The 12,721-nt window shown below is 61.3% G+C and carries 12 protein-coding genes and 1 pseudogene; 7 read left to right on the forward strand and 6 right to left on the reverse strand.

Annotation, left to right across the window (positions count from 1 at the left end; genetic code table 11):
* Positions 1-61 precede the first annotated feature (61 nt).
* Together B7L09_RS13860 and vimR are read right to left on the reverse strand one after the other, a co-directional pair.
* Positions 62-796, reverse strand: coding sequence for an ArsR/SmtB family transcription factor (locus B7L09_RS13860; RefSeq protein ID WP_094469280.1), 735 nt, complete (start codon positions 794-796; stop codon positions 62-64).
* 295 nt (positions 797-1,091) lie between these two features.
* Positions 1,092-2,021 (reverse strand): transcription regulator VimR, encoded by a 930-nt coding sequence (gene vimR, locus B7L09_RS13865; protein WP_094469281.1) that lies wholly within the window; start codon positions 2,019-2,021, stop codon positions 1,092-1,094.
* A gap of 118 nt (positions 2,022-2,139) precedes the next feature.
* On the opposite strand from vimR, the gene B7L09_RS13870 reads away from it, so the two are divergent.
* The 3 genes from B7L09_RS13870 to B7L09_RS31990 all read left to right on the forward strand — a co-directional run bounded on the left by B7L09_RS13870 (position 2,140) and on the right by B7L09_RS31990 (position 3,784).
* Positions 2,140-2,433: a putative quinol monooxygenase gene (locus tag B7L09_RS13870; protein ID WP_010463795.1), complete on the forward strand. Its 294-nt coding sequence runs from the start codon at positions 2,140-2,142 to the stop codon at positions 2,431-2,433.
* Between the two features lie 32 nt (positions 2,434-2,465).
* On the forward strand, positions 2,466-3,479 hold the full coding sequence (locus B7L09_RS13875) for a zinc-binding alcohol dehydrogenase family protein (protein WP_094469282.1): 1,014 nt from the start codon (positions 2,466-2,468) through the stop codon (positions 3,477-3,479).
* Positions 3,480-3,613: 134 nt separating this feature from the next.
* On the forward strand, positions 3,614-3,784 hold the full coding sequence (locus tag B7L09_RS31990; protein WP_165557415.1) for a hypothetical protein: 171 nt from the start codon (positions 3,614-3,616) through the stop codon (positions 3,782-3,784).
* An 8-nt stretch (positions 3,785-3,792) separates the two neighbouring features.
* Here B7L09_RS31990 and B7L09_RS13880 read toward each other — a convergent pair whose 3' ends face one another.
* Positions 3,793-4,989 carry a multidrug effflux MFS transporter gene (locus tag B7L09_RS13880; RefSeq protein ID WP_094469283.1) on the reverse strand — a complete coding sequence of 399 codons (1,197 nt, stop codon included), beginning with the start codon at positions 4,987-4,989 and terminating at the stop codon, positions 3,793-3,795.
* A gap of 219 nt (positions 4,990-5,208) precedes the next feature.
* Entirely contained in the window at positions 5,209-5,406 is a 198-nt protein-coding gene (locus B7L09_RS13885) for a heavy-metal-associated domain-containing protein (protein ID WP_094469284.1), read from the reverse strand.
* A gap of 147 nt (positions 5,407-5,553) precedes the next feature.
* Between B7L09_RS13885 and B7L09_RS13890 the strand changes: the two genes are divergently transcribed.
* The 3 genes from B7L09_RS13890 (at position 5,554) to cueR (ending at position 8,973) form a co-directional block, all read left to right on the forward strand.
* Positions 5,554-5,937, forward strand: coding sequence for a hypothetical protein (locus B7L09_RS13890; protein WP_094469285.1), 384 nt, complete (start codon positions 5,554-5,556; stop codon positions 5,935-5,937).
* A gap of 229 nt (positions 5,938-6,166) precedes the next feature.
* Positions 6,167-8,563: a heavy metal translocating P-type ATPase gene (locus B7L09_RS13895; protein WP_094469286.1), complete on the forward strand. Its 2,397-nt coding sequence runs from the start codon at positions 6,167-6,169 to the stop codon at positions 8,561-8,563.
* Entirely contained in the window at positions 8,560-8,973 is a 414-nt protein-coding gene (gene cueR / locus B7L09_RS13900; protein ID WP_094469287.1) for a Cu(I)-responsive transcriptional regulator, read from the forward strand. Before B7L09_RS13895 ends, cueR begins: the two co-directional genes overlap by 4 nt.
* Here cueR and B7L09_RS13905 read toward each other — a convergent pair.
* On the reverse strand, positions 8,927-10,144 hold the full coding sequence (locus tag B7L09_RS13905) for an MFS transporter (protein ID WP_094469288.1): 1,218 nt from the start codon (positions 10,142-10,144) through the stop codon (positions 8,927-8,929). The genes cueR and B7L09_RS13905 overlap by 47 nt on opposite strands.
* A 138-nt stretch (positions 10,145-10,282) precedes the next feature.
* Positions 10,283-11,176 (reverse strand): PA4780 family RIO1-like protein kinase, encoded by an 894-nt coding sequence (locus tag B7L09_RS13910; RefSeq protein ID WP_094469289.1) that lies wholly within the window; start codon positions 11,174-11,176, stop codon positions 10,283-10,285.
* Positions 11,177-11,779: 603 nt separating this feature from the next.
* Here B7L09_RS13910 and B7L09_RS32815 point away from each other — a divergent pair.
* Positions 11,780-12,712: pseudogene (locus B7L09_RS32815) on the forward strand (cache domain-containing protein); the annotation flags it as partial.
* Positions 12,713-12,721: the final 9 nt, after the last annotated feature.

Consider the following 12,721-nt stretch of genomic DNA (forward strand, 5'->3'; position numbering starts at 1 on the left):
GCGANGGCGGTCCCACAGGTTCTGTGTTCAGCCGGCTAGCGATTTAGTCGATCAAACAGCGCTAAAGCGCCATTTCCAGCTCGGTTTCCCTGGCGAAACGATGGATCTCCCGCTGCCCCGTGGCCGTGATCTGCAAGGCGCGCGAATCGTTGGGCAGGCTCAGCCAGCCGGACTGCATGAACAGCTGCAACAACGCAGCACCCAGCGAACCGCCCATGTGCGGGCGTCTTTCGCTCCAGTCCGGACAGGCGCAGGCCACTCGACTGTTGCGATGGGCCAGGGCCTGAATGAAAACCCCGCGCGAGGCCAGTTGTGTGGACCCCTTGTGGGTGATCATGACGCGCTGTTCGAACTGCTCGATCCAGCCGGCATCCAGCAACCGCTGGTAAAGATCGGCGGCCAGGGTGCCTCCCAAATGGTCGTCGCACAGTCGGGCTCGCAACAACGACGATGGCGCCGCCTGAGGTTTGGCGATGGGGCTGGTGCGCTTGAAGACGTCCGGGACGGGCTGCGGGGTGCTGGCCAGCGTCGCGCTGGCCAGTGCTTCGATTGCCGCGCCCACTTCAGGCGCGGCCAGGCGGAAAAAGCGTTTGCGCCCACGGATTTCGACTTTCAACAGACCTCCGGCGGACAAACGCCCCAGGTGTGCACTGGCCGAAGACGGTGACAGGCCGGCCAATAGCGCCAGCTCTTCGGTCTGCCGCGCCGAGCCATCCATCAAGGCCCACATCATTGCGCTGCGCTTGGGGTCAGCCAGCAATGTGGCGATCTGGCTGATGCAAGGTGCATGTTCCATGTATTCACTCCCTGTTGAATCGTTTCGTCTGCTGCTCAGAGACATCTTGACCAGTAATGTGTCGTCGGCCAAGACGCGGAAACCGCCATAAGCCGGGCAAAGCCCCTACTCACCCATGCCATTGCTTCGCAGGTGTGGCGAAGGTCGGATGATGACCGTGAGGCCATCGCCATCGCGGATCGACGGTGCGTACATGAGGCGGGCGCTAGTATAAGCGGGTTAACCGCCGGTTCCTGCCCTTGGGAAAGCGTGGGTGGTGATAGTTCCTGACAGAAATTTCGCTATTTGCCTGCGACTAATGATCGATGCCCGATATCGTCGGAAATTGACTGCCTAAATAAGCGCATCGGCTGGCAAGCATTTCCCGTAAAAGGTTCACTGGCTTACTCAATTGTGCGCGATGGGCGCACAGCAAATTCAGCGGTGCGCGCTCACAGAGCAACTCCGGCATCAGCACTTTCAACCGGCCGGCGAGCACATCGGCGGCGACATCGAGCCAGGACTTGTAAGCAATCCCGACCCCCGCCACTGCCCAGCGGCGCACCACATCGGCGTCGTCACTGAAGCGGTCCCCGGTCACCGTCAGGCTGACCTCGCGTTTGCCNTCGTGGAAACTCCAGTGGTCATGAACCCGGCTGCCGAGCATGAACAACAAACAATTGTGCTGCGCCAGTTGTTCCAGATGCCGCGGCTCGCCATGCCTGGCCAGATAACTCGGCGCGGCGCAGAGCACGCGACGGTTCTGCGCCGCGATGGGCAGTGCCACCAGGCTTGAGTCTTCCGGCTCGCCGTAACGCAGAGCAATGTCCACCGGTTGGCGGAACAGGTCGGCGATGCGGTCGCCCAGCAACAGGCGCACGGTCAGTTTGGGGTGTTCGCGCTGGAACTCGTCGAGCCACGGTAATAACAGGTTGCGGCCAAAGTCCGACGGTGCCGACAACTGCAGAATCCCGCTGACCTGATCCTGACCGCTGGCCAATAAGCGTCGACCCTCGTCGAGATTGCTCAGGGCGGCCCGGGCATATTCCAGAAAGCCCTCACCTTCGGCGGTCAGGCGCAAACTGCGGGTGGATCGCGCCAGCAAGCGTGCGCCGAGTTGCTGTTCGATGCGCTTCAACGCCGCACTGGCCACCGCCGCCGACATGTCCATCACCCGCGCCGCCGCCGACAGACTCCCCAGGTCCGCAGCCCGGACGAATAACTGCAAGTCATCGAAACGCAGCATTTTCAGCCTCGATTATCAAAAAAATATTGAAAGAGACTGCTCTTTTAGCGGGTTTTATCTTGCAGAGAAATAGCCAATCATCTGTCCCATCGAAATCACCCCGTTTGCGGAGCCGACCATGTCCCAGCCTTTCACCGCCATCGCCACCCTCATTGCCAAACCTGGCCAGCAAGACGCCCTTGAACAGCACCTGCGTGCGCTGGTGGAACCGACCCGCGCCGAGGCCGGTTGCGGCCAATACGATTTACATCAGGACCTGGCCAATCCACTCGCGTTCTACATGATTGAACACTGGAGCAGCGACGAAGCCCTGCAAGCCCACGACGCCAGCGCCCATGTGCAGAACTTCCGCGCCAAGGCCGGCGACTTTCTCGAGCACTTCGACCTCAAGCGCCTGCGCACCGTGGCTTGATCCCTTCATCTATTACTGTTCAGGAGCCCCACATGAAAGCCATCGCCTACTACACCTCGTTGCCGATCAGCGACGCCAATGCCCTGCAAGACATCGAACTGCCAGAACCGGTTGCCGGCCCGCGCGACTTGTTGGTGGAAGTCAAAGCCATCTCGGTGAACCCGGTCGACACCAAGGTCCGCCAAAATGTCCAGCCTGAAGATGGCGCGGCNAAGGTGCTGGGCTGGGACGTGGCCGGTGTGGTGAAGGCCGTCGGCAGTGAAGTGACGNTGTTCAAAGCCGGTGACAAGGTGTTCTACGCCGGCTCCCTGGTCCGCCCGGGCGGTAACAGCGAGCTGCACATGGTGGATGAACGCATCGTCGGCCACATGCCCAAAAGCCTGGGTTTCAGCGATGCCGCCGCGCTGCCGCTGACCGCCATCACCGCTTGGGAGCTGCTGTTTGAGCGCCTGCAAGTACGTGAAGGGAAACAGGACGAAGGCCAGAGCCTGCTGGTCGTCGGCGCCGCTGGCGGTGTGGGTTCGATCCTGACCCAACTGGCCAGCCAGCTCACCGCGCTGAAAGTCATCGGCACCGCNTCCCGTGCGCAAACCCAGAGCTGGGTACGCGAACTGGGCGCCGATCTGGTGATCGATCACAGCCAGCCGTTGAGTGAAGAACTCAAACGCGCTGGCGTAGACCCTGTGACCCACGTCGCCAGCCTGACCCAGACCGATCAGCATCTGGATCAACTGGTCGAGGCATTGGCGCCACAAGGCAAGCTGGCGTTGATCGACGACCCCAAGGCGCTGGATGTGAGCAAGCTCAAGCGCAAGAGCCTGTCGCTGCACTGGGAGTTCATGTACACGCGCTCGATGTTCGAAACGGCGGACATGATCGAGCAGCACAACTTGCTCAACCGCGTGGCCGGGCTAATCGACGCCGGGACGCTGAAAACCACGGTCGGCGAACACTTCGGGACTATCAATGCGGCAAACCTGCGCCGCGCCCATGCGCTGCTGGAAAGCGGCAAGGCCAAGGGCAAGATTGTGCTCGAAGGGTTCTGAAACAAACTGATACAGGTGTTGCCCATTTGGGCGACACCGTCAGTCCGAGAGTTGACCCTTGTCACAATTGCGATCGTATTCAGGTCTACAATCGGAACCTCTGCGATGCAATCTTTTACATAAGGAGGTCAGCAATGAAGATCCTGATAAAAGAAGTGGCTAAATCCCAGTGGCAGGTCCGTCTGGACCAACACGCTGTAACGTTCCGCAGCGAAGCTGAAGCGCTTGCCTTCACCAAGACCCTTGAAGCGCGATTGCTCGCGCCCCATCAATTCCCTGACCGCCAGCAGCGCGCCGCTGGCTGAGTCCGTCCTCAGACCTGGGCTTGCGCCAATGCCCGGGCATTTTGCAAACGCCGGGTGAGCATCGCCGCGCTCACCACCAGAATCCCGCACAGGCTGATGACCATGGCCATCGGCACGGCGCTGCCGTCGTGTAAAACACCGACCAACGCTGCCGCTCCGGCGGCGACGCTGAATTGCAGGCACCCGAGCATCGCCGACGCACTGCCGGCGCGGGCNCCTTGCCCGCTCATGGCGCAGGCCGAGGTGTTGGGGAAAATGCAGCCCAGGCTTGCGATGCAGATAAAAAGCGGAATCAGCAGCGGCCATAACTGTTCGGTGTGCAGCGCACTGACGGCGAGCAGCGTCAGGCCCGCCCCCAGGTAAATCCACACGGTACGCACCAGCAGGAATGCCGGGCCGCGCTTGGCCAGCAGTCGCGCATTGACCTGCGCCACCAGAATGAAACCCGCCGCGTTGGTCCCGAACAGCCAGCCGAAATGCTCAGCCGGGACCCCGTAGAGTTTGATGAATACGAACGGTGAGCCGGCGATGTAGGCAAACATCCCGGCAATCGAGATGCCGCCGGTCAAGGCGTAGCCGAGGTAGACCGGATCCGACAACAGCCGACCGTACTGACGTAAAGCCCCCGACAACGGTTGACGCGGTACGTGGGCCGGCAGGCTCTCCGGCAACCCGATTGCCACGGCCAACCCTGCCAGCGCACTGAATCCGGTCAGCACCAGGAAGATCGACTGCCAGCCGGTGGTGTTGACCAGCAGTCCACCGAGCATGGGCGCGAGAATCGGTGCCAGGCCCATCACCAGCATCAGCTGCGAAAAGACTTTCGCCGAACCCACCGCATCGCACTTGTCACTGACCACCGCACGGGCGATCACCATCCCGGCGCAACCACCGAGGGCCTGAATGAATCGCGCACCGATCAACCATTCCAGGTTCGGCGCAAACGCGCAGGCCAGGGAGGCGGCGGTGAACAATCCAACCCCCGTCAACAAGGGAATCCGTCGACCGAAGCGATCCGCCACCGGTCCGTAGGCCAGTTGACCAAGGGACAGGCCAAGGAAGTACGCGGCCAGCGTCAGCTGGACATGTTTCTCGTCGGTGCCGAACGCGAGTGCCATCGCCGGGAACGCCGGCAGATAGAAATCGATCGCCAGCGGGCCGAAAGCGCTCAGGGCGCCAAGAATCAAAATGGTACGGAAGTTCATCAGGCATCCAGTTGGGCATGGGTCGGCAGCCCGACAGTCTAGCCGCGCATGGGCGCCTTGAACATTCCGATAGCTCGCTAACTATTAAAACTCCCCGGAAATATGCAAAACCTGTGGGAGCGAGCTTGCTCGCGATAGCGGTGTGTCATTCACCATTGATATCGACTGACACTCCGTCATCGCGAGCAAGCTCGCTCCCACAGGGATTTGTGGTGTGCTTTAGACGATTTTCGCTTCGTAGCCTTCTTCAGTGATCGCGGCAATCACTTGATCGGTCGTCAGCGCGCTTTCAACGCCGACTTCCTTTGCCGCCAGATCGACCCGCACGCTGGCCGCAGGATCCTTGGCTTGCAGCGCCTGGGTAATGGCTTTGACGCAGTGACCGCAGGACATGCCTTGAACGTTGAACACTTGCATGGTGTGGCTCCTTTTATGAGGTTGCGAGCAGTCTCGAGCTTGCCTCCATGGCAAGGTCAAGTTCTGCAGAAATCTGCCGGGCTGGCAATCGGCGTCGCGCTCGGCCAAGCTGCGAGCATCAATGACTCGACTTCAGGAGATTCAGCCATGCGCTGGTCAGCTCTCAGCCTGTTTGGCTTCCTCAGCCTATTTGCCGCGACACCTTCGGTTCAAGCCGCCGGGGAGGACTATGGCGTACTGATCATTTCCCGCGAGCGCCTCGAAGTCGCGACCTCCTGCGAGATCGGCGTCTACATCCAGGACCAACTGTCGGCGCGGCTGTTCCAGGAACAAAGCACCTCGTTCAATTTGCCACCGGGCAATGTGTCCCTGCGCCTCAAGCTGTTGCCGGGCCAGGCACCGGGTTGCAACCCGGGCATGCTCGCACCGGGCTCGCAGAACATCTCGCTCAAGGCCGGGGACGTGTTGAAGTTCCGGATTGCGATGACGCAGGAAGGGATGTACCTCAAGCCCACCGCTCTCGACTACTAATCGCCACACCGATCGTTCCCACGCTCTGCGTGGGAGTGCCTCAACGGACGCTCCGCGTTCGGCTTTGAAATGAGACGCGGAGCGTCCCGGGCTGCATTCCCACGCAGACGGTTCGACGCCTCGACGTGGGAACGATCAGGTGCCGGTCTTTTGATCTGAGACATGGCGCTTGACCTTGCCAGCATGGCAAGGTTGATCCTGTAGGCATCTTCTACAGGGAGCGCGACCGATGTCCGAATCCACTACGTTCGATCTGCCGATTGCCGGCATGACCTGCGCCAGTTGCGCGGGGCGTGTCGAGCGTGCCTTGAGCAAAGTCATCGGCGCTTCTGCCGTCAGCGTCAACCTCGCCACCGAGCAGGCGCGGGTCCAGGCGCCCAGCGACAGCTTGCCGGCCTTGATGGCCGCGGTGCAGCAGGCCGGTTACAGTGTGCCGCAGCAAAGTCTGGAATTGAGCCTCGACGGCATGACCTGCGCCTCCTGCGTCGGCCGCGTCGAACGGGCGCTGGCCAAAGTGCCNGGGGTGCAAAGCGTCAGCGTCAACCTGGCGAACGAACGGGCGCACCTGGAACTGCTCGGACACATCGATCCGCAAACCTTGATCGCCGCTGTGACCAAGGCCGGTTATAGCGCCAGCGTCTGGGAAGTCGAACACCCGCAAACCGATCAGCAACAGCAGCGCCTGCACCGTGAGCGCTGGGCGTTGATCATGGCGATCGCCCTCGCCCTGCCGCTGGTGTTGCCAATGCTCCTGCAACCGTTTGGCGTGCACTGGATGCTCCCAGCCTGGGTGCAGTTCGCCCTGGCCACGCCGGTGCAGTTCATTTTGGGCGCGCGTTTCTATATCGCCGCCTGGAAAGCCGTGCGCGCCGGCGCCGGCAATATGGATTTGCTGGTCGCCATCGGTACCAGCTCCGGTTATGGCTTGAGTCTTTACGAATGGGCCACTGCGGCCGGGCGCATGCCGCATTTGTATTTCGAAGCCTCGGCGGTGGTGATCGCCCTGGTGCTGCTCGGTAAGTACCTGGAAAGCCGCGCCAAACGCCAGACCGCCAGTGCCATCCGCGCCCTCGAAGCCTTGCGCCCCGAGCGCGCGATTCGCGTGCTTGAAGGACGCGAGCAGGACGTCGCCATCAGCGCCTTGCGCCTCAACGACCTGGTCAGGGTCAAACCCGGCGAACGCTTCCCGGTGGACGGTGAAGTGGTGGANGGCCAGAGCCATGCCGACGAAGCCTTGATCAGCGGCGAAAGCCTGCCCGTGCCGAAACAGCCGGGTGACAAGGTCACCGGCGGCGCCATCAATGGCGAAGGCCGGTTGCTGGTTCGCACTCAAGCGCTGGGGGCGGAAACCGTGCTGGCGCGGATCATTCGCCTGGTCGAAGACGCCCAGGCCGCCAAAGCGCCGATTCAGAAGCTGGTGGATAAAGTCAGTCAGGTGTTTGTGCCGACCGTGCTGTTGATTGCATTGGCAACCTTGATCGGCTGGTGGTTGTACGGCGCGCCGATCGAAACCGCGTTGATCAACGCCGTCGCCGTGCTGGTGATCGCTTGCCCTTGCGCACTCGGACTGGCCACGCCGACGGCGATCATGGCCGGCACCGGCGTCGCCGCGCGCTACGGGATTCTGATCAAGGACGCCGAAGCTCTCGAACGTGCTCATGAAGTCAGCGCCGTGGTGTTCGACAAGACCGGCACGCTGACCTCGGGTGCGCCGCGCATCGCTCATCTGAGTGCCATCAACGGTGACGAAGCCGCCCTGCTGCAAATGGCCGGCGCCCTGCAACGCGGCAGTGAACACCCGCTGGCCAAGGCGGTTCTGGACGCCTGCGCCGAACGCGGTTTGACCGTGGCCGATGTCAGCGACAGTCAATCGCTGACCGGTCGCGGCATCGCCGGCACGCTCGATAGCCGCCGTTTGGCCTTGGGCAATCGCAGGCTGCTGGAAGAAAGCGGTTTGAGCGCAGGGCCACTGGCCGACTCCGCAACCGCGTGGGAAACCGAAGGCCGTACCCTCTCCTGGTTGATCGAACAAAGCCCCGAGCCGAAGGTGTTGGGCCTATTCGCGTTCGGTGACACGCTCAAACCCGGCGCGCTGCAGGCGGTGCAACAACTCAGCGCACGCCACATCAGCAGCCACCTGCTCACCGGCGACAACCGCGGCAGCGCCAAAGTGGTTGCCGAAACGCTGGGCATTACGGATGTGCACGCCGAAGTCTTGCCGGCAGACAAAGCCGCCACCGTCGCCGAACTGAAAAAAACCGGTGCAGTGGCAATGGTCGGCGACGGCATCAATGACGCCCCGGCCCTGGCCGCCGCCGACATCGGTATCGCCATGGGCGGNGGCACCGACGTNGCGATGCACGCGGCCGGGATCACCCTGATGCGCGGCGACCCACGCCTGGTGCCGGCCGCGCTGGAGATCAGCCGCAAGACCTACGCCAAAATCCGCCAGAACCTGTTCTGGGCCTTTGTGTATAACTTGATCGGTATTCCGCTGGCGGCGTTCGGCTTCCTCAACCCGGTATTGGCGGGTGCGGCCATGGCCTTGTCCAGCGTCAGTGTGGTGAGCAATGCGTTACTGTTGAAAACCTGGAAGCCCAAGGATTTGGAGGATCAACACCCATGAACATCGGCCAGGCAGCCCGTCAGAGCGGGCTGAGCGCGAAGATGATTCGCTATTACGAATCCATCGGCTTGCTCAAGGCCGCCCATCGCACCGACAGCGGTTACCGCGTTTATGGCGACGACGACCTGCACACGCTGGCGTTCATCAAACGCTCCCGGGACCTGGGGTTTTCACTGGAAGAGGTCGGCAAGCTGCTGACCTTGTGGCAAGACCGGCAGCGGGCCAGCGCCGACGTAAAAGCCTTGGCGCGCCAGCACATCGACGAGCTGAACCAGAAGATCCGCGAGTTGGGTCAGTTGCGCGACACCCTGCAGGACCTGGTCGAACACTGCCAGGGCGACCATCGCCCCGACTGCCCGATCCTCAAGAACCTGGAGTCGGGCTGCTGCGCGCCACCCGTTCGCCCCTGATCGCAAGCACCTTCACCGCCAGCAACGTGGTCAGGGGAATACCGTGGAACAGCAGCACCACGGCCCCCGGCGTCCACCACGAATAGAACGGCGCGGCGATCAACATGCCGACGCCGAACCCGGTCATTTGCAGCAGTGTCAGCAAGCTGAAGATTGGCAGGCGCAGGCTGTCCGGTTCACGTTGCAGGCGCGACATCAGGCCGACCTCGGAGAAGCCGTCACCCAATCCGGCCGGTAACGAGAACAGCAGCAAACCGTAGAGGGTCTGCTGCTGGAACATCAGGATGAAGCCGCAGGACATCAGCAACACCCCGAAGAAAAATCGTCGCTCCAGGTGTGCATTGTCCGACCCTTTCAGGCGACTGGCGATTCGCGCGCCGATCAGCTTTCCGCACGCCCAGACAGCCAGCATCAGGCCCAGCGTGGTGCTGGCCGATTCGGGCGTCAGTAACCGGGAAATGATCGGAAAGCCGACGTTGTGTGCAGCGCTGCCCAAGGTGTCGGCCATGGTGACGGCGAGCATCGCGGCCACCACGGGTGTACTGCGCAAGCCTTGGCGCAAGGCGTGCCATTCACCACGCGGCGTGATTGGCTCGGTACCGGACGCTAGTCTCGAAAACCGCAACGGCAGGATGAACAAAGCGGCCAGCAGATAAGTGACCACGTTCAACGCAAACACCGTTTCAAAGCCGAAGGCCGCCACCAACAGTCCTGCCACCAGGCTCCCGCCGACCATGGCCGCCGACGACGCCGAGGTGATCCAGGCGTTGGTCTTGAGCAGGTGTTCGCCTTCGATCAGGTGCGGCAACTGGCTGTTGAGGCCGATGGCGAACATTGAGTTGCCAAACCCCAGGCCGAACGCGATCAACGGTAAAAGCAGCGCTTGCTGGGCGACCGGCAGCACCAGCAACAGGCCCAACAGCCCTGCGCGCAGCAAATCAAAGGCAATCAGCGGAATGCGCCCGGCCCAGCGGCGATAGAACGAAGTGCCGATCAGGCTGGCGAAAACCCCTCCGCCCACGCGGCTGGCGAGGAAAATGCCAACGCTCATGGCGCTGTTGCTGAGCAGGTAGACGTAAGTGGCCAGGGCGACCATGTTGAGAAAGGCGCCGAAGTCCGAGACCAGACGGGCCGCGATGATCAGTTGGGCGTTGCGGGTGGAGGGGTTCACATTCAGTCCTTGAGTGTGGAGGAGTACACAATCCTTGTAGCAGCCGGCTTGAATGTGATGGCCTCATCGCCAGCAAGCAGGCTCCTACAGGGGGAGTGTTGCAAAAAACCCGGCCGAAGCCGGGTTTTCGTCAACCGATCACTGCATCCACGGCGGAGGCGGTTCTTCGGTTTTGCCCGGTGGCGCGTCATCTGCCGCGCGCACCGCTTGCTTGCGCTCTTCATCCAGGCGTGCCGCCTCGATTTCGCGTATGACACCGCCCACGTCCGCCAACTCTTCCGGCTCGTCGAACTCGCCGGTCAAGACGCTGGCCGGGTGCAAGGTGCCGGCTTCATACAACGCCCACATTTCCTTGGCGTACTTGGTCGTCTTCAACTCCGGGGCAAAGCGCCCGAAGTAGGAAGCCATGTTGCCCACATCCCGCTCCAGCATGCTGAACGCGTGGTTGTTGCCCGCCGCATCCACCGCCTGGGGCAGGTCGATGATCACCGGGCCCGTCGGCGTGAGCAGTACGTTGAACTCGGACAGGTCACCGTGCACCAGGCCGGTACACAGCATCAGCACGATCTGGGAAATCAGGAAGGCGTGGTATTCGCGCGCCTGGTCCGGCTCCAGCGTTACGTCGTTCAAGCGCGGCGCGGCATCGCCGTACTCGTCGGCCACCAGTTCCATAAGCAGTACGCCTTCGAGGAAGTCATACGGCTTGGGCACCCGGACACCCGCACCGGCCAGGCGGAACAAAGCCGCCACTTCNGCGTTCTGCCAGGCGTCTTCGGTTTCTTTCTTGCCGAACTTGGAGCCCTTGGCCATGGCCCGGGCCTGGCGGCTGTTGCGGACCTTGCGGCCTTCCTGGTATTCGGACGCCTGNCGAAAACTTCGTTTATTNGCCTCCTTGTAAACCTTGGCGCAACGCAATTCGTTGCCGCAGCGCACCACATAAACAGCTGCTTCTTTACCACTCATGAGTGGGCGCAGCACTTCGTCGACCAGACCGTCTTCGATCAGGGGTTCAATGCGTTTAGGAGTCTTCATCAGCTTTTATTGTGGGTCCTTTATTACCAAATACGCGAAAGTCATTCGTTATACGGCAATCCACTCGTTCGGGGGAGGGGTTGCCGACCTATGAACATCGTGATGCACACAATGTGCCGAATTAATCGGCTATCCCCTTTCGGTCGTCATGGGCCGCCCGAGATCATAGCTGAGCCAGCGCCACTTGGTGGCTAAGGGGTGTGAAGGCATTTGCGACAGAAGCTGACACCTGAATTCACACCCTCCGTAGGATATTTCTCACCCACCCTCAATTTCCCCTTAATTCAGCCGAAGTCCTCAGTGACAGAGTGATTTGTCCGACAATCGTTCCGACAACAAAAACGATGGCGCGCTCAGGGATCCGGGTTGATCAAATACGTTTACGGCTGCTAATAATCCGCGAGTCATCTGCACTGCGTGGGCCTACAAGAAAAATCTGGAGCGCGGATGAACATCAAACAGAAGTTGACCTGGGCGTTTGCAATCATCGCCTGCCTGCCCGTGGTGCTGGTCGCCACCCTCGTGGTGCTGAACTTGCGCAGTGACGCCAAGGAGAATTTCGTCGACGGCAGTGGCCGTGAAATTCGTCAGGTCAGCAACGCCATGCAATTGTTTTTCGACGGCATCAGCCAGAACGTCGACTACCTGGCCAGACAACCGCTGATCAAGAACTCCGACGACAGCCTCAAGACCTACATGAGCGCCAACGCCGAGAGCATTCCCCAGGGCGAGATGGACAAAAAGGTCTTCAGCCTCCTGCAGGACCTGGGCAACAGCCATCCGTCCTACGCCTATGCCATCCTCGGCACCGCGGCCGGCGGTTACGTGTCCTGGCCGGACGATGCCAAGCTGAACAATTACGACCCGCGCCAGCGCCCCTGGTACAAGGCGGCTCAGGCCAAGCCGGGCAAGCCATTCCGCACCGAGGCCTATTACTGGGCCCAGGACGATGCGACCTACGTCAGCACCGTGCGCACCATCGACAACAAATTGGGCACCAACGGTGGCGTGGTCAGCATCGACGTGACGCTCAAGCAGCTCACCGAAATCGTCAAACAGATCAAGCTCGGTGAAACCGGCTACCTGATGCTGCTGGAAAACACCGGCACCGTACTGGTCGATCCGAAACAACCGGAACACAACTTCAAGGCCTTGAGCAGCCTCGGCGAGGGTTATGCGCAACTGGGCAAGGCCGGCAAAGGCCTGGTGGAAGTCGAGTTGAACGGCGAACGCTACATGGCCAACGTCTGGCCGTCGGAGCAACTGGGCTGGACCTTTATTGGCCTGATCAAGCAAAACGATGTGATGAGCTCCGCGACTCAACTGACTTGGCTGATCGCAATCATCGCCGCCGTTCTGGCAGTATTCTTCGCCATCCTCGGCGCCAGTTTCGCCAGTGTCATCGTGCGACCGATCCGCAGCGTGGCCAGCGGCCTGGAAGGCATCGCCCAAGGTGAAGGCGACCTGACCAAGAACCTGGAAATCCGTGGCAGCGACGAAACCGCGCAATTGGCCAACTGGTTCAATCAGTTCTTGACGGCAATT

The organism is Pseudomonas mandelii (assembly GCF_002251635.1).
In the GTDB taxonomy this organism is placed as follows: Bacteria; Pseudomonadota; Gammaproteobacteria; order Pseudomonadales; family Pseudomonadaceae; genus Aquipseudomonas; species Aquipseudomonas mandelii_B.